The following is a 19,820-nucleotide window of genomic DNA, read 5'->3' as shown; positions in this document are numbered from 1 at the left end:
AAGACAGGTTTAGATGGGGAAAAGAAACTGGGGCTTAAAACATTGCAAAACACTCACTGCACTTCTTTTAGTGTCAGTGGCAGTGTCGTCATGCATTCCGTCTGTGAGTTCTAACCCTCGCAGCCGCCTGAGTGCGAATGCGACTAATTCAAACGTTGGGCTCTACCAAGGAAAAATCCTTGCCGACAACCCTATTATTCTTTCAAATGATCCAGGCCTTAGCTTAAGTTATGACCTCAATAAACTAACGAGTGTTGCCAACATCACGACAAACTCTTTTCTTCAAGGAAATCCTAACTGTTCAGGTCTTACTTATTGTTTTGAAGTCAGACAATACAAAGAGTCTGTTTCTGCTCTACAAACGACTGATGGGAAATGGGGATACAGTGCACCGACTGAAGAGTTTTTACAGGTCAACACCTACTACCATTTAAATAAAATTTTTGATCAGTTTTTTGCAAACCTTGGGCTTTCATATGGAAATGCCTACGACTCGTTTTCCTTCCCTATTTACGATACTGCTGTTCCATTAGATCTTTATAACTCTGATGGAACTTTTAATTTAAACAACCAAACACTTATGGCCTTTTCTGGTTGTGATATTGAAAACAACGCAACTTATGACCAGGCCACAGAGTCACTGTGCTTTGGGTACACTGGAAGCAAAAAAGAACTTCGCTGGGCACACGATAGCACTATCGTCTACCACGAGGCCGGACACTTCTTCCAAAAATTACAATTAAATTTTAGAAACACAGCTTCAGTCACAAAGGCCCAACTGGGTAATTACCTTTACACGGAAGCGGGCTCTATTGGTGAAGGTCTTTCGGATTTCTTCAGTTATTATGTCAACGGTCGCACACACTGGGGTGAATGGGCCGCAGGTAAACTTGGTGGGTCTCGCCCACTTTCTGAAGAGGACTCTCTTCACGTTCCAAGTTTATCAACTGATGAAGACCAGAGATTAAATTACCCGCAATACTTAAATTACGATCCAAACGATCCAGAAATTCCGGTAGAAGATATCCACATGTCAGGAATGATTATCTCTCACTACCTGACAGCTCTTTCAGTAGATCTACAATCAAAGTGTAGCATGACTTCAAAAAATGCCCGCGAGTTCGTGATGACGATCTTAAATGAGACGATGGCCGAACTTGGAGACTTGTCTTCAAAAGGAACAGTCAACGGAACTGCCGGGAAAGTGAATATGGACGCTACAAATTCACTTCAGTGGTTTACAACTAACAACCCGATTAACTACCGTTCGTTTGCTCAGACAATTGCTAAAAATTTATTAAACACTATCGGGAATTCAGGACTGAATCGTTGTAACGGTACATACTACACTCGCGATAATATCGAAGGACTTCTTGATAGCTACGGGCTTCTGCTCTTTAAAACTTATAACCAGCACAGAAACCTGACGAGCTCAATTAAAGTCAACACTCAGGTCACAGCAACCAACAGAAAAAAATCGGTGCTGATTTCTAAAAATAGTCTAATCCTCGACCCTACAACGGGAGCAAGCTCTGCTTACGTTATCGACAGCCGTACTCAAATTGCGGCGGGGATTACCCAACTTCAGTCTTCAGGACTTATTGGAACAATGTCTGCTCAGACACCAAGTGATTTTGGTTTCAACAACGGAAACAGTAAAGTGAGTCCAGGCGAAGTTGTCGCCATCGCACTTAACTTATACAACAATTCAAACTCAGTCATGGGTGGTATTGAAGTCCTGGCCAATGACTGGGACCATGCTGACACTTCTACGAAAAAACCATGTTTATTTGATTCAAACCTTTCAAATGATGGATGGCCTCTGTCTTCTGAAGGGGCTTCGACAGATACAAATTGCCAGACAATCGGGACCTCAACAACAGAGTTTGCTCCCGTGTGTTTTGTGCAATTAAATGAATCCTCAGCTACAAAATGGATCTCGCAACACGAGTTCAAAGAAAAAATGTCTATTGATACCAATTCATGTCTGGATAAGTCTAACGACAAAGACTGTTTTATCCGCGCCATTAAAGGAGCCGATAAGGCCTATTTCTCAAAGATCAATCCTAAATCGACATGGGGTCAGACCATGGCCAACCCAAAAACAGGAAAGGCCTACGGCCTAGACTGGGGGAACGTGCTTTTATTTGAAGTTTCAAAACACATTCCACCGGGAACTGTGATCGACTGCCGTCTAAGAGTGCGCTTTACAAACTGTGAAGACTGCTTCCACGACAGCACAAGAAACAACAATGACTATTTAGATGCTGAATATAATGGTCCAAGACCATTTAAGATTATCCACCTGCAGATTCCGATTACAGATTAATTATGAAGAAAACGTTCCTGTTTGTCCTTTCTGTAACCCTGGCCTTTGGTATAACTTTTTATATCAAAAGAAGGGAGTCTCAAGCTCTCGCGCATAAGAGTCGTGAGTGGAAAACTTTTGTCAAAAAATCTGATTCTGAGGTTGCTTCTCACAACACCACTTCCGATGAATTTCAGGCAGCGAAAATTATTAATCCTGAAGAGAATAAAAAAGAAAGAGCAAACCGTACTGTCGCCTCAGTGAATCCTTTTAAAGGGTTCATGGTTAGACAAAACCGCATTCTCATGGGTGATATAGACCAGAAGTATGAAGACGAGGCCACAGAGCTAAAAATGCTCAATGCCGTCAATCCTGACTGGAAAGAGATCATGGGTGAAGACCTGATGCGTTTTCAGCCTGAAGACACCAAACTCATGGTCAAAGAAGAAGTCCCGGTTATCAAAATCGTGGATGGCAAAGGACGTTTCTTAGAGCAAGTCATCGTGACCTACTTGAAAAAGAACGGCGATAAAAACAGCTTTAAAGCACTTGTTGATTCGGAGACTGGAACCATTGTTGAGACATGGGACAGGACCATTCATGAGCAGCTTGGAAGACGAAAAGGAAGGATGGCCTTCCCTTCCGTCAATGAAAGCGGTATTATTACAAGGTAAAAGGCAAACTCACACCAAGCACGATTTCTTTAAAGTCCAGGTCTGGATTTAATGAACCATTTCCTGCAGTGCTTTCGAATTCATCATGGTTAACCATTCTATACATCAGGTTGATTGAAAGAAAGGGAAGGCCAGTGAAACCAACACCCAATTCTTTTGTGTTCCCTTTGTATTTTGTGCTAGTAGAGTTGTCGGCCTTCATCGTGTTAGTGAAATAATAGGCACCCCATGCACGAAGAAGAATCGGGAAATTATAACCGGCAAATACACCGATTTCATTTCTCTTCATATCTGTTTTAGAAGTTCCTGAACTGCTTTTTGATTCCAGTTCAAAAGATGAACGCGTGTAATCTAGCCCCAGCATTAGGCCTAGATTCTGCCAGCCCACTCTTGCCCCTAATTGAGGCCCGTTATAGTCGTATTCAAGGCCTCCAGCATCACCAGAACCTGAAAGGTTGTAGCCAATATGTGGCTCGAGTAAAAGAGCAGCAGAAGCCGTCTGCGCGCTTATAAAAACAACACCCAATATCAGGGCCAGTTTTTTTACATTTTTACAAATTCCCATAGTTCCTCCTTGATTTTCATGTGAATCAGTACTACTTACTTTCAATTATCCATTGAGCTACTAAAAAGGAAAGATAAAATTTATGAAATTACTGTATTCTCTTCTAGTTATCGCTCTTGCTTCGTCATTCTCCTCTAGTGCGCACGCTGTGTATTTTAATGTGATTGGTCCATGTTCTGAGAAGGCAGTTCATTCTGGTTCTTTTAAGACAGATCTCGATGACAGTGTTGGAAAAATCTCAATGGACATCTTTGACTTTAACAAAATCCCCTATGCAGGGACTGAGCACGGAATGAATTCTATCATCAATTCCCCTGTCGGGTTAGATGCTATGGAAGTTATTTCAGACTCTAAAATGCGCGCTTACGGATGGTGTTTTTCCATCAATGGCGCGATTCCAGACGTCTTGGCCAGTGAAGTTCACTTTAGTAAACAAAATGACGTATTAAGCTGGTTCTACGCCTATTCGACGTACGATCAAGGGGTTTGGACTGATTACTGCGTACCTTCGTATAAAATTAAGTCACCACAATTTTGTAAATAGTCCTCAATAACCGAGCGTCCTGATCCGATAAGTAAATGATCTCGGAGGACGCTCATTAAAACTTATTCTCCCTACCTATTCATCCTGATTGTCGCAAGCATGGTTGCCCTTTGGTCAGGCCAACAAAGCTATACTCCTTCGCAAGTTCAGCGCGATATCGCCAGCGACTGCGATAGCATGGTTCGCGCTATTATCAGCCCAAGTGTTGAAGCAGAAAAAATAAAGAAAAAAGCATCGGCCGATTTAGCACTGGAAAAAGTTTATAAATTCAGAACATCAATCTGGAATAAGATCATCAGCACTAAAGAATTCGAATCATTCAACGACATCGAATACTTCCGCTCGATGGCGATTTACAAAGATGCCAAGAGCGATCTTTCGAACGTTAACCCGGTAAGCATTGAACAAAAAATGGCCCTTATTGAAGTGATCAATGGACGCTTGATTCCAACAGCAATGAACGCTGAAAAAAATCTTTCGGCCGAAGTTCAAAAACTCAATGCTCTAAAACTGCGCAAGCTTCAAACACGAATGAGAAGCTTTGATCTTTCTTCAAAACTAACTCGCGATGACCTGGAAGATTTTTCATCAGAGCTAATGCTGATTCTCAAAGGGCCTCCGGCCACTCTTTTGGATTACTTTACAAAAAATAAAACAAAACGAATGAACGAAAGACTTATGCGAATGGTTCAAGAAGACATCCTCCTGATGGGACTTAAAGGAATGGTTGAGCGCATTCCTGAAAAACAGTCCTACTCGTCTCTTGAGCGCGGAAAATATATCGTAAAGCGCTTCTTCCAGTACAAGATATGGAAATACCTTGTGATCCCATACGATCTTCCATGGTTTGAGCGTGTGAAAATCCCTGAAGAGCTTTTAGAAAAAATCATCGTTGATGGACTTGATGCTCACGAGCAAGAACTTATTGCTCACTTAAAAAAGCAGAACATGATTGATCACTACGAGCGTTTTAGAAAAGTGTATAAACCAATCGCCTTCGCTGTCGGTTTCTATTTCTACTACGATAAGTTCAATCACCAAATGAGCGGCAAGCTGGATGAAAACCAGGAAGAAGAAAAGAAAAGATTCCTGGAAGAGTTTAAAGAACTTTCTGACTCCATTATGGAAGCAAACGACACGACCATAAAATCGGAAGACGTGATGAAGCAGGAGCAGTTTGAGCGCGCTCTTGATTCATTCAGAAAGAAATACAAAGAAGAGCCTACTCCACAAGAGTACGAAGAGATGAAAACTAAAATTTTCGGTAAATAATTAAGCCTGGTACTGGTAATACTCTTCCAGCGATTCCGGGTTTGTCAGCGCTTCAAGATTTGTCACCGGCTTTTTTGCCAGTACTCTTGCTACCGCCAATTCCACCTTTTTTCCAGAACGAGTGTATGGGATGTCTTTGACCACATAAATCTCGCGCGGAACGTGTCTTGGTGTCGTATTTTTTTTGATTAAATCTTTAATCTGTTTTTTGCGCTCTAAAGTTAACTCTTCATTGGGTTTTAGCTTCACAAAAAGCACGACCTCAACATCCCCTTCTACCGGGCGACCAACACAAAGGGAGTCCAGGATAAAAGCAAGACCTTCAGTCTGACGGTAAATTTCCGCCGTTCCAATTCTGACTCCTCCAGGGTTTAACGTCGCATCTGAGCGCCCGTAAACAATCACTCCGCCATGTTCTGTGACTTTTATAAAGTCTCCGTGAGTCCATACTCCCGGGATTTGGTCAAAGTAAGCGGCCTTGATTTTCTCTTTGTTTGAATCATTTAAAAAATAGATCGGTCTGCTTGGAAATGTTTGAGCACAAACCAATTCTCCTTCAACTCCAACGACACTTTTACCGCTCTCATCAAGGGCCTTAACATCCATTCCCAGTCCTCGACACTGGATTTCTCCGCGGTAAACCGGAAGAATCGGGCAAGCGAGCATAAAACATGAAATGATATCTGTTCCACCGGAAATACTTCCTAATAAAACATCTTTTTTGATTTTGTTATAAACGAAGTCGTACTGCTCCGGTAAAAGCGGAGACCCCGTTGAAAGAATTGTTTCCAGTGTCGGGTAATCTTTAAACTTCGCATGCGTGTCTTCCAAGGCTTTTAAAAACTTTGGGGACGTCCCAAAGATATTAATTCCCTCTCTTTCAATCACATTGAAGAAATACTCTGGTGATGGAGTTGCCGGAGAGCCTTCATAAAGAACGACTGTTCCTCCAGAATACAATCCGCCCATCAGCCAGTTCCACATCATCCAACCGCAAGTCGTAAAATAAAGAATCTTTTTTTCCGCTGTCATATCACAGTGAAGACCCATTTCTTTAACTAGCTGAAGGAGTGTCCCCCCTTGAGAGTGAACGATACACTTTGGTTTCCCTGTCGTTCCCGACGAGTACATGATGTATTGAGGATGGGCAAAAGGAACTCTTACGAAATCAATTTTATCATCGCTCGTATTTTTCGTGATGATTTCTTTGTAATCGATGGCCTTCGAAAATTTCGTAAGCTCGTATCCCTTGCCTAAAAAATCCACCAGGATAATTTTCTCTAAACTAGGAATGCGCTTTTCAATTTCAACAAGCTTCTCTTGAAGGTCAAAGTACTTCTCGCCGTACTCATACCCAACGGCGGCCACCAGGACTTTAGGTTCTGATTGCCCGAAGCGATCAAGCACACCTTCAATCCCAAAATCACAACTAGTCGATGTAAACACACCCCCCATTGAAGAAGCGGCCAACATCGAGATCGCCGTTTCAGGAATGTTAGGCATATAAGCTGCGAGCACGTCCCCTTTTTTCATTACAGATTTCAGGTATGTCTGAAGTGCTTTAACTTCCGTGCGCAGTTCTTTGTAAGTGATTCTTCTGATGCGTTTTGATTCGTGCTGAAAGTTTATAGCAATGGCTTCGGCCGCCCCATTTTTAAGCAAGTTTTCGGCCGAGTTAATTTTTACATTCGAGAACCAAGTGTAGTTTTCAAAACCCTCTTCCAACAGAGCTGGATCGAGGCTTCCTTCATAAGCTACACCAAAATAAGAAATAAGAAATTTCCAAAACAGGTCTTTTTTACCAACCGAAAATGCATGGAGGTCCGCATAGCTTTTTAAATTGAGATTAAACTCAGTATTGAGCGCTTTCATAAAAGCGCTCAACTGAGACGATTCAATTCTTTTTTCTGACGGCGACCAAAGCATTTCGTTCATACAAAAATCCTTACAGAACCTTCTTTAATGCATCGTTTGACTTTGCTTCAACTTCTGCGTGCAGAGAGTTTCCGTGCGCATCCATTGTGACGACAACCGGGAATTCAGTGACTGATAATTCCCAGATCGCTTCTGGAGACCCAAGGTCTTTCCAGTAAACGTTATCAACAGAGTCGATTTTTTCAGCTAATACTTGCGCAGCTCCACCTACTGCGTGAAAATAAACACAACCATACTCTTTACAGCCGGCAAGTGTTTTTGGTCCCATTCCACCTTTACCGATAACTCCTACGATCCCGTAGTCTTTCATCACTTCAGCCTGGTAAGGCTCCTCACGGATTGAAGTCGTGGGTCCTGCTGCTGTCACTTTGTATTTCCCATCTTTTTCAAGGATAACTGGACCGCAGTGGTAGATGATTTGGTTATTTAGGTCTACTGGTGGTTTAACACCTTCGTGTAATCTTTTGTGAACGGCATCTCTTCCGGTAAAAAGTTTTCCGGTGATTAAAACCATGTCACCAACTTTTAGTTCTCTGACCGCTTCGTGTGAAAATGGGTATTCTAATCTTTTCATATTTTACCTCTAGTAAAGCCACTTCTTGATTGTGTTGTTTGATGAAAGTTCAATTCCTTGTCTTCTGAATGCCCAGCACATGTATGATATAGATACGAAAAAAGACGCTGGCAGACGGTTAAGCGCGCTGATCTTGCACCCAAGAAGCGTCGTCTTTCCACCAAATCCCATAGGTCCGATTCCAAGTTTGTTAGATGTTTCAACGATTTCTGTTTCTAATTCGGCAAGAGAAGCGTTTGAATTTTTATCATCAAGTTTTCTTAGTAGTTGCTCTTTTGATTCAATGTAGCCCGCTCCGCGGTCTCCACCGATACAAACTCCAAGAACTCCCGGGCCGCATCCTTTTCCTTGAGCTTTATGAACAGCATCCAGGATAACTTTGCGTACACCATCTAAATCTCTTCCCGCTCCAAGAGCTGTGTGAGGAAGTGAATATTGAGCACCAACGTTTTCACATCCACCACCCTTAAGCATAAGTTTTACTTCAACAGTGTTTTTTGCGTGTTCATGGTAGTGAATTGAAGGGTGACCAGGTCCGATGTTCAGACCTGAGTTCTCTCCAGTTAGAGAGTCTACTGAGTTCTGGCGAAGGTAGCCTTTTTTAGTAGCATCGATGACAGCTTTTTCAATAAGCTTCGTGAATTTTGATTGATTGAATCCCACCGGGTGAGCCACGTAAAAGAGAACTGTTCCCGTATCCTGACAAAGTGGTTGTGATTTTTTCTTCGCTAAATCAATGTTCGCTTTGATGATATTCATTGCGTATTCAGCTGTCGTGTTTTTTTCTTCGCGCTCTAAAGCTTCAAGAATTACTTTTTGAACATCATCAGGAAGTTCAGCACTTGTTACACGGATAAGTTCTAAAAGAGATGCTTCTAATTCCTTATCACTTCCGCCAGTTGCTTTCGCTGCTTTGGGAGCTGCTTTTTTAGCCGGAGCTTTTTTCGCAACAGCTTTCGTTGATTTTTTTGGACCCGTTTTTTTTGCTACAATTTTTTTAGCTGCTTTTTTTGCAGCTGGTTTCTTAGTTGATTTCACTGACTTCGCCGCCTTAGCTACAGTCTTCTTTTTTGCCACTTTTTTGGCGGCCGTTTTTATAGATTTTTTCTTCATCGCCATATACGAATCTCCGCTAGTTTTTAAGAAATTAAAGTACAAAAATTATAGCAAGACTCCTTTGGATTTAGTACTCTTTTTCCCTATGATTTCCCTTAGTGGTCTAAATGACAAACAGCGAGAAGCGGCCGAAACGGTCGAGGGGCCAGTCCTTATACTGGCGGGTGCTGGCTCAGGGAAAACCCGTACCATTACCTATCGAGTAGCCCATATGGTGGATAACCTGGGGATCAAAGGTGACTCAATTCTTGGGGTAAGTTTTACTAATAAGGCCGCTAAAGAGATGCGCGAACGCGTTGTCACCCTCTTAGGTGCGAAAAAATCCCGCAAAATTGCCTTACTTACTTTCCACTCACTGGGAGTGAGAATTCTTAAGAAAGAAATTGATAAACTCGGCTACCACTTAAACTTTTCGATCTACGATCAATCTGATCAGTTAGCGATTGTGAGAGAGGCCTTAAAGCTTTATCACGCAGAGAAGAAATTTGATCAAAAAGATGTTCAAAGTAAAATTAGTTACCTGAAAAACGCTGGTATTTCAGAGAATGATTTTGCGGACTCTCCTCATTTTAACCCTGAAGACCCGTACTCTCACGCGACGGAATACGCTTACCGTTACTACCAGGAAAAGTTAAAATTTTATAACGCCATCGACTTCGACGACATCCTCTTTTTAACTCTAAGACTCTTTAGAGAAAACCCGGACATCGCCCGTGCGTATTCTGAAAAATACCACTACATCATGGTCGATGAGTACCAGGATACCAACGCTCTTCAGTTTGAATTAATCCGCCACCTAACGGTCACTCATAACAACTTGTGTGTTGTAGGTGATGACGATCAGTCTATTTATGGATTCAGAGGCGCGGACATCACAAACATTTTAGAGTTTGAAAAAACATTCCCCGAGGCCAAAGTTGTTAAGCTCGAAGAGAATTACCGCTCCGTCAGCTCAATTCTCGACCTCGCCAACAACGTTATTAAAGAAAATAAAAAACGCCGTGATAAAACCCTATGGAGTCAGAAAAAAAGTGCTCACACACCTATTCTCTGGGCCATGGCCGACACTGATCACGAAGCAGAAGTTGTGGTTGAAGACATCGTCCGACACCAGGGTAACGGTGGCCACTTAGGCGATATTGCCATTTTATACCGCAGTAACACTCAGGCCCCGCCGATTGAAGATCAGCTGCGCATGAGCCAGGTTCCCTACACAATTATCGGAGGACAAAAATTCTACGATAAAAAAGAAGTAAAGGACCTGATGAGTTATCTCTTTGTCATCATGAACCCAAGTGATCAGATGGCCATTAGAAGAATTCTCAATATTCCTCATCGTGGGATCGGAAACGCCACGCTGGAGAAGTACCTGGCCAAATCCCAAGAGGATAACATCCCTCTTTTTGATGCCCTTGAAAAATACCCAGCGATTGACCCTCAACGTTCGGCCGGAATCATCAAGTTTGTAGAGATCATCAGAAAGTTTAAAAAAGTTTTTGAAATGCACACTCTTAGCCAAGGGATCAGCACCCTGATTGAAGAAATTGATTATTTAAATTTCATCGATAAACAATACGACAATGCCAAACAAGTTGAACGCAGAAGAAACGATGTTATGCATTTTATTGAATCTGCTGAGCGTTTCACCAACTATTATAAAGAAAACGCCGATCTAAAAAACTTTTGTGAGCGTCTCCTGCTGCAGGACTCTCAAGACAAAGAAGAAATGGATGAAGAGCACGACGGCGACGTCAGAAAAAATGAAGTCACTCTCATGACCCTTCACTCTTCAAAAGGGCTGGAGTTTAGAAACGTTTATTTAATGGGTATCGAGGAAGAAACACTCCCTCACAAAAAAACCATTTCTCAAGGTGAAGACATTTCCGAAGAACGCAGGCTTTGTTACGTAGGGATCACGCGCGCTCAGGAAAAGTTAGTGATGACATACTGTAAGCAGAGAAAACTTTTCGGAAAAGAAACTCCACGTTTCGTCTCGCGCTTTCTCAATACGCTTGCCGCTGATAATTTATTTATCGAACAAGACCGCACCACTTTCGGCCACCTGACTGAAGAAGAGGCCACAGACTACAAGAAGAGTTTCTTCTCAAACCTGCTTGGCTCTCTCGACGAAGACTAAAATTATAATTTGTTTTGAATGACCATTTTGAGAGTGATGAAATGGGTAGATTCTAGGCGCCAAACGCGTGAGGGAGGAGACGTACGTCCGTACGTCGCACGACCGAACAAGTGCCGGCAACGACGAAGATGCCCGTTTCAGCGCTCTCAAAATAAAAAGGGGCCATCCTTGGCCCTTCATATGATAATGAATGTTGCCAATCCCTGGCACCAATCACAAATTAATTTTTGACGACTTTTAAGGCCACTTCGCGCACAAAAAACCACTTAGTAGTCAGTTCCACACGAATCTTTTTTACCTCTTCACACTTGATTCCATGCTCTTCTAAAAGATCACGCAAGCGCAAATCCCGGTCATAAAACACATAAAACTGCTCACGCGATTTAATGTCGATGACCTTCTCCTCTTCAATCTCCTCGCGAGTAATCTCACGGGTCGAAAGCGGATTAGTTCCCCAGAGCCCATTGGTCTTGCAACTTTTTGGATTGATTCTCAAAGAACCACATCCCGAAAGCACGGCCAATGACATTACCAGTATCACCTTCTTCATTTTGCTTCTCCTTTTGAAAGAAGCGTAACCTTATAGGTGGCCGGGCAATAAAGCCCCAAAGTGACAAAAGTAAAAAATATATCTTTAAATGTATATCTTTGTTCAACTGAGACATAAGACGGATTATTGACCCCTTCACCTTGTGTCTCATCCTGAAGATTAAATTCCGCATAAGTCGGAGTCATTCCCCAGAAATAAAAATCCTTCGTTTTTTCGACCTCGATTAGTCTCTCACTTCCCGAACGAGCTCCGACACTAAAGTCCTCTCGCCCGCTGGTGTTAAACTCCATCGTTGAACAGGCATTTGCCAAAAACAACATGAGGAACGACAACGTTAGATTTTTCATCTTCTTTAATTGTGTATTGTTCCGTCTTTCTATGTCAAATTTTTTATTTGCCAGAAAAACGTGGAGAGCGTTTTTCTTTAAAAGACTTAAGCGCCTCAAAGTGATCCGATGTTCTTTGAGAAATTCCCTGATAGCTTGCCAGCATATCAAGAGAGGTTTGCAGGTCGTGCAAGTAAGAAACCTTCATCGCTTTTTTAGTCAACTTCTGCGCCACTGGTGCAAGAGAAGCTACGGTGTCGGCCAATTTTTCAGTTTCGCTTTCGAGGTTTGAATCTTCGAATAAAAAGCTCAGGAGTCCAAAGTCTAGCGCTTCTTTTCCTTCATAGCTTTTTGCCGTTAAAAACATCTGCATTGCTTTGGAATATCCGATTACTCTTTGAAGAAAAAACGTTCCACCATCACCTGGAACAAGTCCCATGCGGGTAAAAGTCTCGGCAAATTTCGATTTAGAGTTCCCTGTGCGCATGTCACACATCATAGAAAGATCACAGCCGGCCCCGACAGCAGCTCCATTAACCATGGCGATCACCGGAACAGAAAGGTTTTCAATACACTGAGGAATTCGCTGAATCCCGTGCTGATAGCGCGATCGAAGCTCGTTGGATTCACCGGCAAACATCCCGGACTTTTCTTCCATTGCTTTAATATCTCCGCCTGCGCAGAAGTTTTTCCCTTTCCCTGTAATAACTACAACCCTGATTTCCGGGTCAAAATCCGCCTGCCTTAAAACCTCTGTTAAGGAGTCAATCATTGGGGTCGTAATCGCGTTCATTTGGTCAGGATTATTAAGAGTTACCCATAGTTGGTGGTTTTTTTTCACGGCCACTTCAAGGTCAGGGAAGGTGTTTTGGTAAAAGCTCATATGAGGACTCCGTTTAAAAAAACAGTAAATTATTCATGTTTGATAATGCCTATCTATTTTTATGATAAATGATTTCTACTCAACAAAACAACACGAACTTTTTTTGGAGGACACATGAAATCACTTTTAGCAGTATTCGTTCTGGCACTTTCACTAAACGCAATGGCATATGAATCAGGAATGGGAAGAAATGGACCATACACTGTTGGACCATTAGGATACACAGACCCATCAGTTTCTTCAGCTGGTGTAGGTGTAATGTCTGCAGGTTCATCTGTTGGATCATCAGTTGGTAACCCAACTCTTGGAACATCAGCTGGTACTTCAGTATCTCTTCAAATGAAGGCAATCGCTCAAGCAGTAGAAAACGACGCTCAAAATTACCTTCAAACAGGTGAAATGAGCCTTCTACTTAACAACCAAGTTAACAACATTTTAGCTCAAAATGGTGAGCTTTCTGTTGAAGAAGCAGTTTCTATAGTTCTTGAGTTCGCGGCACTACACCTTCAGTAATCATTTATTGAAATAGAAGACAAAAAAAAGGCCTCCGGATGGGGGCCTATTTATTTTACTAAGCTTTACTGGCCAAAAAGGCCGTTAAACTTTTTGAAGATGACCCTTTGGAAAGTTTGTTGAGAATGAAGCTTGAGGCCTGGGCGAGCTTTTCCATGTTCACACCAGTCTCAATTCCCATCGAAGAGAATAAATAGACTAAATCCTCAGTGGCCACGTTTCCAGAGGCCCCCTTAGCGTAAGGACATCCACCTAATCCACCTGCTGATGAATCAAAGCTCGTCATCCCCATTTCAAGAGACGCTAAGATATTTGCCACGGCCATTCCACGGGTATCGTGAAAGTGCATAGCAAAGAAATCCAGGCTAAAATCAGACTTTAAAAATTCGATTGTTTCTTTGACTTGTAATGGATTGGCCACACCAATTGTGTCCCCCAAAGAGATCTCATGAACACCCAGGCTTTCTAAATGATTGGCCACTCGCTTAAGTTCAACCAGGCTCGTTTTCCCTTCATAAGGGCAGCCAAAAACCGTTGAAATATACCCTCTGGTCTTAAGGCCTTCTTTATTGGCCCTTGCCATTACGGCATCAATTCTCTTTAAAGATTCATCAACAGTAGCGTTAATGTTTTTTTGGTTAAATGTGTTTGATGTCGCCGTAAAAACCGCGATCTCTTTTACGCCGGCACGAAGGGCATTATCGAGCCCTTTATCATTGGGAACCAGAGAAATAAGTTTAGCGTTTTTTAAGGCCGCTTCTTTTACCAGCGCCCCGTAAAGATCAACTCCATCACTCATTTGCGGAATTTTTTCCGCACGGACAAAACTAGTCGCTTCGATTTCAGAAAGACCAGCATCTGCCAGCATTCTGATGAATGTCACCTTGTCTTCTAATGAGACAATCGTTTTTTCATTCTGAAGGCCGTCACGTGGACCGACTTCAACGATACGAACTTTTTTTGGCATGTGACTTAGCATAACTTAACCAGCTCCACTCCGCCTTGCACCTGATCGCCTTCTTTATAGAAAATCTTCTCAATCTTCCCTTTTTTATTGGCCTTAATCGTATGCTCCATCTTCATCGCTTCCATAACAAGGATTGGAGTTCCAGCATCTAATTCAGCTCCTTCGCTCACTAAAACCTTTAAGATTTTACCTGGCATCGGGCTTACCATCTGACCGTGATCCCCGCTCTTTCCTTTTCCTCGCACTCTTCTTGGTGTATCAATTGAAAACTCAATTCCATCGACAACGATGTGAGTGTCAAGTGCCACTACTGAAGAATTGGTATTGTTGTAATTTAAATTTAATTTGTAATCATCGATGTTGCCTAGATTGACTGCATACTCAGTTCCATCAAGGTTAAAAAGAACAAAACGTGGGTTTTGTTCAATAATATCCACATCAATAAGTTCTTCGTTTAATTGGATTTGTCTTTTCATTAAATATTCCTAAAGCCTGACAGGCGTTCCCAAACACTATTAGTCTTAAATTCATGAGAAGAAACACTCTTCCCCTGATCTTTTTTTAGCAAGAAAGCGGCCACGGCCAGCGCTCTTTGCTCTTTAGTTGCTACTTTCTTTTGCAGCTTATCTTCGTAAGTCTTCACGAAATGCGTATACGTCGTCCCAGCTAAAAACTCAGGTAAAGTCAGGATGCGCTTTAAGTAATCGCGATTGGTTCTTAGACCTAAAAATAAAATATCATTTAAGGCAAGATTCAACTTTTGAGCAGCGACTTCGCGATTTTCTCCCCAACTGATAAGCTTTGCCAGCATTGGGTCAAAAGAGATCGTCACAGCGTTTCCGTCAACATACCCGCAATCAAGTCTTGTGTCGCGAACAGTTGTCTTTCCAATTTTTTTAATTGTTCCGATACTTGGAAGAAATCCATTATCCGGGTCTTCAGCATAAAGCCTTACTTCAATCGCATGGCCTCTTTGCTTAATATCATTTTGAGTGAAAGGAAGCTTATCCCCTTGGGCCACCATAATCTGCAAGCGAACAAGATCAAGTCCAGTCACCATTTCAGTTACCGGGTGCTCAACCTGAAGTCTCGTATTCATTTCCAGGAAGTAGAAGCTTCCATCGGTATCAAGGATCAATTCAATTGTCCCTGCACCTTCGTAGTTAATCCCACGAGTGATCTTAATCGCAGCTTCCGTCATCTTTGCACGCAGCTCAGGTGAAACGGCAGAGCTTGGCGACTCTTCTACAATCTTTTGGTAACGGCGCTGGATTGAGCACTCTCTTTCATAAAGGTGAAAGTGATTGCCGTGTCTGTCGCTCATTACCTGAATTTCAATGTGGCGAGGTGAAGTGATGTATTTTTCCAGAAGAACAGTATCGTCTCCGAAAGCATTCATCGCTTCTCTTTTTGCTCCTTCAAGGGCCTGTTGGAATTCATTTTCTTCATAAACGATTCTCATCCCTTTCCCACCACCACCGGCAGAAGCTTTAATTAAAACCGGAAGACCGATTTTTTTAGCTTCTTTAACCAGGAAACTGATTTCCTGGTTGTCACCGTGGTATCCCGGAATTGAAGGAACACCTAGTTCCTGGATTTTAATTTTTGAAGTCTTTTTATCGCCCATTAAATCAATTGATTCAGGTGATGGACCAATAAAAATAAGACCAGCGTCTTTTACTTTTTTAGCAAATGAAGATTTTTCAGAGAGAAAGCCATAGCCCGGGTGAATCGCGTCCGCTCCCGATTTTTTAGCAATCTCGATAATCTTATCTTGATTTAAGTAAGTGTCTTTAAGCGCTCCGGTTCCCAGATTGTACGACTCATCTCCAGCACTTTTATGTGGAAGGGTCATCTCTTCGTCTGTGTACAACGTGACGGTTTTAATCCCCATCTCACGTGCCGTCTGAATCACTCGCAGGGCAATTTCCCCTCGGTTAGCAATTAAAATCTTCGTAATTTTTTTTGTCGTCATGATTAATACCAACTCGCTTTTCTTTTTTCTAATAATGCACTCATGCCTTCCTGACCTTCTGCCCCTGCGCGAGCTTTGGCAATCATCTCACAAGTAAAGTCGCGGGCGTCTTCCATTGTTTCAGCTCTTACCACGCGGTTAATAAGTTCTTTAGCTCTAACTGCGGCACTCGGTCCCGCTAGTAGGAAATCGGCCACGACTTTTTCAATCTCGGCGTCCAGGTGTTCACTTGTTGTCACCTGATGAACAAGCCCCATGACAAAAGCGCGAGACATGCTGATTTTTGCTCCACTTAAGAAACTTGCTCTAGCGTGAGACTCGCCGATTTTGGCGATCACAAACGGAGAGATAACAGCTGGAAGAAGTCCAAGTCTTACTTCGGTGAAAGCGATTGTTGCTGTATCAACAGCGACAACGTAATCACAACAAGCAACTAGCCCTGCTCCGCCACCTAAGGCCGAACCATTAACTTTTCCAATCACCGGGCGCGTGAAGCGGTTGATGACAGTAAAGAGCTCTGCCAGGTTTTGTGAGTCTTTCACGTTTTCTTCGTGAGAGTAATCTTTCATGCGCTTCATCCAGTTCAGGTCAGCTCCCGCACAAAAAGACTTTCCTTCTCCTGTTAATATCACCAAACGAACTCCAGAGTTATTTTCCAGGTCGTTGAAACAAACGATTAAATCGCGGATTAAATCGTCGTTAAAAGCATTGTGAAGCTCCGGACGATTTAACGTCACCGTCGCCACTCCTCTTTGATCAAAATCTAATTTATAAAGCATAAAACTCTCTCCAATTACATTCTAAAGACACCAAACTTCGCTTCTCCGATACCAGAGTTTAGTGAAGTGGCGATCGCTAATCCTAAAATATCTCTGGTCTGGGCCGGGTCAATAACCCCGTCATCCCAAAGACGAGCACTCGAGTAGTAAGGGCTTCCTTCAACTTCGTATTTATCTAAGATTGGTTTTTCAAAAGCTGTCAGTTCTTCAGAAGACATTTCTTTTTTCCCTGAAGCTTTTAGACCACTTTGTTTTACTGTTGATAAAACTTTTGCCGCCTGTTCTCCACCCATGACTGAGATACGAGAGTTAGGCCACATCCATAGGAAACGCGGACTGTAAGCACGTCCACACATACCGTAGTTTCCGGCACCAAAAGATCCACCGATAATAACCGTGAACTTTGGAACCTGAACAGTTGAAACCGCCGTTACCATCTTGGCCCCGTGTTTCGCGATCCCTTCGTTTTCGTATTGGCGACCGACCATAAAGCCGGTGATGTTTTGTAAAAAGAGAAGAGGAATTTTTCTTTGCCCGCAAAGCTCGATAAAGTGTGCGCCTTTTTGAGCAGACTCAGAAAATAGAATTCCGTTATTAGCAACGATACCGATTTGGTGACCGTGAATACGTGCAAAACCAGTGACCAGAGTGTTTCCATAGCGCTCTTTAAATTCATGAAACTCACTTCCATCAACCAGGCGAGCGATGATTTCTCTTACGTCAAATGGCTTTCTCGTGTCTTTTGGAACAATCCCATAAAGCTCTTCACTTGAATAAAGAGGCTCTTTCACTTCTTTTGCTTCTAATAGACCTTGAAGTTTTCCAGGCGACTTGAAGTTTAGGTTTTCAATAATATTTCTAGTGATGATGAAAGCTTCTTCTTCGTCATTGGCCAGGTGATCTGAGACACCACTGATTCTTGTGTGAACGTCAGCTCCACCTAAGTCTTCAGCTGATACAACTTCACCAGTTGCGGCCTGAACTAACGGCGGTCCACCAAGAAAGATCGTTCCGTTATTTTTTACAATAACAGTTTCATCACTCATTGCTGGAACGTACGCTCCACCAGCAGTACACGAACCAAGAACCACTGCAATCTGAGGAATCCCTTTTGCTGACATCTGGGCCTGATTATAGAAAATGCGGCCGAAGTGATCGCGGTCTGGGAATACTTCGTCTTGTTTTGGAAGGAAGGCCCCTCCACTGTCTACCAGATAAATACATGGAAGATTATTTTCAAGAGCGATCTCTTGAGCACGTAAGTGCTTTTTTACCGTCATTGGGAAATACGTGCCACCTTTCACAGTCGCATCGTTAGCAACAAACAAACACTCAACTCCGTGAACGCGACCAATACCCGTCACCATTCCTGCTGCCGGGACATCGTCTTCGTAAAGATTGTAAGCGGCCAGTGATGAGAGTTCGATAAAAGGAGAACCTGGGTCCAGGATTTTTTCAATGCGCTCTCTCGGCATGAATTTTTTTCTATCGTGATGGCGTTTCACTGAATCAGCGCCACCGCCAAGTTTAATTGTTTTTAATTTTTCCGCCAGCTCCTCACGAAGGCCCTGGTGGTATTTTTTGTTCTCTTTAAAATCGGCTGAATTGGTGTCTATGCTAGACTCGATAACGTCCATGAAAATCCTCGTAACTATGAGCATTAATTTATCTTCATATATTAGAAAAAAGAGCCTTTTTCGTAAAGCTTTACCTGCGCGCGCAATGCAACAACCCACAAATGATTTTCTTTACATCACCAAAGTGAGCATATAGCATTTATGCTTTAATATTACTTAAGGAGTGACTCTTATGAAGTTCTGTCTTTCGATCCTAGCTTCTCTACTTGTAGCAACAACTGCTTTCGCTGCGCCTTCTGACATCGTTTCAGGAAGCACAAACTCAAGCCTATTTTTCTCAAAAAATAACAATGACAAGTACGAAGCTTCACTTAACCTAGCTACTGAATACGACCACGGATTCGAAAATGGTCTTCAAGTTGGTGGATTACTAGAAGGTGCATTCACTGATGATAGCAACGCTTTTACAGTGCTTGTTGGTCCAGGATTTAACCTGAACGCACAAGACCTAGCGAACTCTTTCTATGCGACTGCTAAAGTAGGGTTCTCAAGAGTATCAATTAATGGTGACAAGAACACAGAATTCACAGCTAGAGCAGAAGCTGGAAAAAGATTCAAACTTTCTGAATCTGTAAGCTACGTTCCAGGTGTTGCCGTAACTCACGTTTTTGCTGACGAAGCTGACCCAACTTTCGAAGTTAACATTTTCAAATTTTCTTTCTTATTCTAATTAAGACATAGGGCTGCCTTCATGGTGGCCCTATTTTAAACAAAGCACTAGCCCCCTAAAGCTATAACCCTCTGTTTTCACCTGCCTTTGGCTTCCAAATGACTATAATTTCTTCATATTCTGTGGAAAAATACCTAAATAATTGTTATGAATACTCACATCAATTGAGTACATAGGAAACTTCGATGAAACTAGGAAATTGGATTCAAATCTCTGCGATGCTGTTAACAACAATTTCAGCTTCACCTCTACATCTGACTTCAAATAAAGAAGACAAATCGACTCTTACTGAAAAAGATTTTTTAGATGCTGTTGCCAAAATGCAATCCTCAGAAAAACCAGATTTTAAGCATGGGGCTCCATGTTTCAGTGCTCCTGTTGACGATAAATAATCA

Annotated in this window: 20 protein-coding genes; 8 read left to right on the top strand and 12 right to left on the bottom strand. The window is 42.4% G+C overall.

Going from position 1 to position 19,820, the window contains the following annotated elements:
- The first annotated feature begins 13 nt into the window (after window positions 1-13).
- Together ACN20O_RS16260 and ACN20O_RS16255 are read left to right on the top strand one after the other, a co-directional pair.
- Complete coding sequence (locus ACN20O_RS16260) at window positions 14-2,329, top strand: hypothetical protein (RefSeq protein WP_491635126.1); 2,316 nt, start codon at window positions 14-16, stop codon at window positions 2,327-2,329.
- A 2-nt stretch (window positions 2,330-2,331) separates the two neighbouring features.
- Window positions 2,332-2,982: a hypothetical protein gene (locus tag ACN20O_RS16255; protein WP_491635124.1), complete on the top strand. Its 651-nt coding sequence runs from the start codon at window positions 2,332-2,334 to the stop codon at window positions 2,980-2,982.
- Here the strand turns inward: ACN20O_RS16255 and ACN20O_RS16250 are convergent.
- Window positions 2,972-3,547, bottom strand: coding sequence for a hypothetical protein (locus ACN20O_RS16250; RefSeq protein WP_491635122.1), 576 nt, complete (start codon window positions 3,545-3,547; stop codon window positions 2,972-2,974). The two genes, ACN20O_RS16255 and ACN20O_RS16250, sit on opposite strands and share 11 nt — an antisense overlap.
- A gap of 82 nt (window positions 3,548-3,629) precedes the next feature.
- Here ACN20O_RS16250 and ACN20O_RS16245 point away from each other — a divergent pair, with 82 nt between their 5' ends.
- Window positions 3,630-4,091 carry a DUF4430 domain-containing protein gene (locus ACN20O_RS16245; RefSeq protein ID WP_491635120.1) on the top strand — a complete coding sequence of 154 codons (462 nt, stop codon included), beginning with the start codon at window positions 3,630-3,632 and terminating at the stop codon, window positions 4,089-4,091.
- Between the two features lie 99 nt (window positions 4,092-4,190).
- Window positions 4,191-5,363 (top strand): hypothetical protein, encoded by a 1,173-nt coding sequence (locus ACN20O_RS16240; RefSeq protein ID WP_491635118.1) that lies wholly within the window; start codon window positions 4,191-4,193, stop codon window positions 5,361-5,363.
- On the opposite strand, the gene ACN20O_RS16235 is transcribed toward ACN20O_RS16240, so the two are convergent.
- Genes ACN20O_RS16235 through ACN20O_RS16225 form a run of 3 tightly spaced genes read right to left on the bottom strand, consistent with a single transcriptional unit; the run spans window position 5,364 to window position 8,991 of the window.
- Complete coding sequence (locus ACN20O_RS16235) at window positions 5,364-7,298, bottom strand: acetoacetate--CoA ligase (protein WP_491635117.1); 1,935 nt, start codon at window positions 7,296-7,298, stop codon at window positions 5,364-5,366.
- A gap of 10 nt (window positions 7,299-7,308) precedes the next feature.
- The gene (locus ACN20O_RS16230) at window positions 7,309-7,872 is read right to left on the bottom strand and encodes a FumA C-terminus/TtdB family hydratase beta subunit (protein WP_491635116.1); all 564 of its coding nucleotides are present in this window, start codon (window positions 7,870-7,872) and stop codon (window positions 7,309-7,311) included.
- Between the two features lie 9 nt (window positions 7,873-7,881).
- Window positions 7,882-8,991, bottom strand: a complete 1,110-nt coding sequence (locus tag ACN20O_RS16225; protein ID WP_491635115.1) for a fumarate hydratase — start codon at window positions 8,989-8,991, stop codon at window positions 7,882-7,884.
- 82 nt (window positions 8,992-9,073) lie between these two features.
- Here ACN20O_RS16225 and ACN20O_RS16220 point away from each other — a divergent pair, with 82 nt between their 5' ends.
- Entirely contained in the window at window positions 9,074-11,125 is a 2,052-nt protein-coding gene (locus tag ACN20O_RS16220) for an ATP-dependent helicase (RefSeq protein ID WP_491635114.1), read from the top strand.
- 220 nt (window positions 11,126-11,345) lie between these two features.
- Here the strand turns inward: ACN20O_RS16220 and ACN20O_RS16215 are convergent, their stop codons facing one another.
- The 3 genes from ACN20O_RS16215 to ACN20O_RS16205 are packed head-to-tail and all read right to left on the bottom strand — an operon-like array spanning window position 11,346 to window position 12,884.
- Window positions 11,346-11,675 carry a hypothetical protein gene (locus tag ACN20O_RS16215; protein WP_491635113.1) on the bottom strand — a complete coding sequence of 110 codons (330 nt, stop codon included), beginning with the start codon at window positions 11,673-11,675 and terminating at the stop codon, window positions 11,346-11,348.
- Entirely contained in the window at window positions 11,672-12,022 is a 351-nt protein-coding gene (locus tag ACN20O_RS16210) for a Bor/Iss family lipoprotein (protein WP_491635112.1), read from the bottom strand. The genes ACN20O_RS16215 and ACN20O_RS16210 overlap by 4 nt, the downstream gene beginning before the upstream one ends.
- A gap of 43 nt (window positions 12,023-12,065) precedes the next feature.
- Window positions 12,066-12,884, bottom strand: coding sequence for an enoyl-CoA hydratase-related protein (locus ACN20O_RS16205; RefSeq protein ID WP_491635111.1), 819 nt, complete (start codon window positions 12,882-12,884; stop codon window positions 12,066-12,068).
- Window positions 12,885-12,998: 114 nt separating this feature from the next.
- On the opposite strand from ACN20O_RS16205, the gene ACN20O_RS16200 reads away from it, so the two are divergent.
- Complete coding sequence (locus ACN20O_RS16200; RefSeq protein ID WP_491635110.1) at window positions 12,999-13,397, top strand: hypothetical protein; 399 nt, start codon at window positions 12,999-13,001, stop codon at window positions 13,395-13,397.
- A gap of 58 nt (window positions 13,398-13,455) precedes the next feature.
- Here the strand turns inward: ACN20O_RS16200 and ACN20O_RS16195 are convergent, their stop codons facing one another.
- From ACN20O_RS16195 to ACN20O_RS16175, 5 genes are read right to left on the bottom strand one after another with little or no spacing between them, the layout of a single operon-like run.
- Window positions 13,456-14,376: a hydroxymethylglutaryl-CoA lyase gene (locus ACN20O_RS16195; protein WP_491635109.1), complete on the bottom strand. Its 921-nt coding sequence runs from the start codon at window positions 14,374-14,376 to the stop codon at window positions 13,456-13,458.
- Window positions 14,370-14,840 (bottom strand): acyl-CoA carboxylase biotin carboxyl carrier protein subunit, encoded by a 471-nt coding sequence (locus ACN20O_RS16190; protein ID WP_491635108.1) that lies wholly within the window; start codon window positions 14,838-14,840, stop codon window positions 14,370-14,372. Before ACN20O_RS16190 ends, ACN20O_RS16195 begins: the two co-directional genes overlap by 7 nt.
- A complete protein-coding gene (locus ACN20O_RS16185) occupies window positions 14,840-16,339 on the bottom strand; it encodes an acetyl-CoA carboxylase biotin carboxylase subunit (protein ID WP_491635107.1) in 1,500 nt (499 codons plus the stop codon). Before ACN20O_RS16185 ends, ACN20O_RS16190 begins: the two co-directional genes overlap by 1 nt.
- Window positions 16,340-16,341: 2 nt before the next feature.
- Entirely contained in the window at window positions 16,342-17,118 is a 777-nt protein-coding gene (locus ACN20O_RS16180) for an enoyl-CoA hydratase-related protein (RefSeq protein WP_491635106.1), read from the bottom strand.
- Between the two features lie 14 nt (window positions 17,119-17,132).
- Window positions 17,133-18,755 carry a carboxyl transferase domain-containing protein gene (locus tag ACN20O_RS16175; RefSeq protein ID WP_491635105.1) on the bottom strand — a complete coding sequence of 541 codons (1,623 nt, stop codon included), beginning with the start codon at window positions 18,753-18,755 and terminating at the stop codon, window positions 17,133-17,135.
- Between the two features lie 172 nt (window positions 18,756-18,927).
- On the opposite strand from ACN20O_RS16175, the gene ACN20O_RS16170 reads away from it, so the two are divergent.
- Both ACN20O_RS16170 and ACN20O_RS16165 read left to right on the top strand, forming a co-directional pair.
- The gene (locus tag ACN20O_RS16170) at window positions 18,928-19,425 is read left to right on the top strand and encodes a hypothetical protein (RefSeq protein ID WP_491635104.1); all 498 of its coding nucleotides are present in this window, start codon (window positions 18,928-18,930) and stop codon (window positions 19,423-19,425) included.
- Window positions 19,426-19,610: 185 nt separating this feature from the next.
- On the top strand, window positions 19,611-19,817 hold the full coding sequence (locus tag ACN20O_RS16165; protein WP_491635103.1) for a hypothetical protein: 207 nt from the start codon (window positions 19,611-19,613) through the stop codon (window positions 19,815-19,817).
- Window positions 19,818-19,820: the final 3 nt, after the last annotated feature.

The organism is Bacteriovorax sp. As-1, from assembly GCF_058446905.1.
Note: the sequence above shows the minus strand (reverse complement) of the source record. Positions and strands in the feature narration are given on the sequence as shown.

What these genes read in the sequence shown, in the direction of transcription:
- ACN20O_RS16245 (WP_491635120.1), top strand. Translation starts at nt 3,630, where the DNA reads ATGAAATTACTGTATTCTCTTCTAGTTATCGCTCTTGCTTCGTCATTC.
- ACN20O_RS16215 (WP_491635113.1), bottom strand. Translation starts at nt 11,675, where the DNA reads ATGAAGAAGGTGATACTGGTAATGTCATTGGCCGTGCTTTCGGGATGT.
- ACN20O_RS16240 (WP_491635118.1), top strand. Translation starts at nt 4,191, where the DNA reads ATGGTTGCCCTTTGGTCAGGCCAACAAAGCTATACTCCTTCGCAAGTT.
- ACN20O_RS16200 (WP_491635110.1), top strand. Translation starts at nt 12,999, where the DNA reads ATGAAATCACTTTTAGCAGTATTCGTTCTGGCACTTTCACTAAACGCA.
- ACN20O_RS16195 (WP_491635109.1), bottom strand. Translation starts at nt 14,376, where the DNA reads ATGCTAAGTCACATGCCAAAAAAAGTTCGTATCGTTGAAGTCGGTCCA.
- ACN20O_RS16225 (WP_491635115.1), bottom strand. Translation starts at nt 8,991, where the DNA reads ATGGCGATGAAGAAAAAATCTATAAAAACGGCCGCCAAAAAAGTGGCA.
- ACN20O_RS16250 (WP_491635122.1), bottom strand. Translation starts at nt 3,547, where the DNA reads ATGGGAATTTGTAAAAATGTAAAAAAACTGGCCCTGATATTGGGTGTT.
- ACN20O_RS16205 (WP_491635111.1), bottom strand. Translation starts at nt 12,884, where the DNA reads ATGAGCTTTTACCAAAACACCTTCCCTGACCTTGAAGTGGCCGTGAAA.
- ACN20O_RS16165 (WP_491635103.1), top strand. Translation starts at nt 19,611, where the DNA reads ATGAAACTAGGAAATTGGATTCAAATCTCTGCGATGCTGTTAACAACA.
- ACN20O_RS16190 (WP_491635108.1), bottom strand. Translation starts at nt 14,840, where the DNA reads ATGAAAAGACAAATCCAATTAAACGAAGAACTTATTGATGTGGATATT.
- ACN20O_RS16235 (WP_491635117.1), bottom strand. Translation starts at nt 7,298, where the DNA reads ATGAACGAAATGCTTTGGTCGCCGTCAGAAAAAAGAATTGAATCGTCT.
- ACN20O_RS16220 (WP_491635114.1), top strand. Translation starts at nt 9,074, where the DNA reads ATGATTTCCCTTAGTGGTCTAAATGACAAACAGCGAGAAGCGGCCGAA.
- ACN20O_RS16260 (WP_491635126.1), top strand. Translation starts at nt 14, where the DNA reads ATGGGGAAAAGAAACTGGGGCTTAAAACATTGCAAAACACTCACTGCA.
- ACN20O_RS16175 (WP_491635105.1), bottom strand. Translation starts at nt 18,755, where the DNA reads ATGGACGTTATCGAGTCTAGCATAGACACCAATTCAGCCGATTTTAAA.
- ACN20O_RS16255 (WP_491635124.1), top strand. Translation starts at nt 2,332, where the DNA reads ATGAAGAAAACGTTCCTGTTTGTCCTTTCTGTAACCCTGGCCTTTGGT.
- ACN20O_RS16180 (WP_491635106.1), bottom strand. Translation starts at nt 17,118, where the DNA reads ATGCTTTATAAATTAGATTTTGATCAAAGAGGAGTGGCGACGGTGACG.
- ACN20O_RS16185 (WP_491635107.1), bottom strand. Translation starts at nt 16,339, where the DNA reads ATGACGACAAAAAAAATTACGAAGATTTTAATTGCTAACCGAGGGGAA.
- ACN20O_RS16210 (WP_491635112.1), bottom strand. Translation starts at nt 12,022, where the DNA reads ATGAAAAATCTAACGTTGTCGTTCCTCATGTTGTTTTTGGCAAATGCC.
- ACN20O_RS16170 (WP_491635104.1), top strand. Translation starts at nt 18,928, where the DNA reads ATGAAGTTCTGTCTTTCGATCCTAGCTTCTCTACTTGTAGCAACAACT.
- ACN20O_RS16230 (WP_491635116.1), bottom strand. Translation starts at nt 7,872, where the DNA reads ATGAAAAGATTAGAATACCCATTTTCACACGAAGCGGTCAGAGAACTA.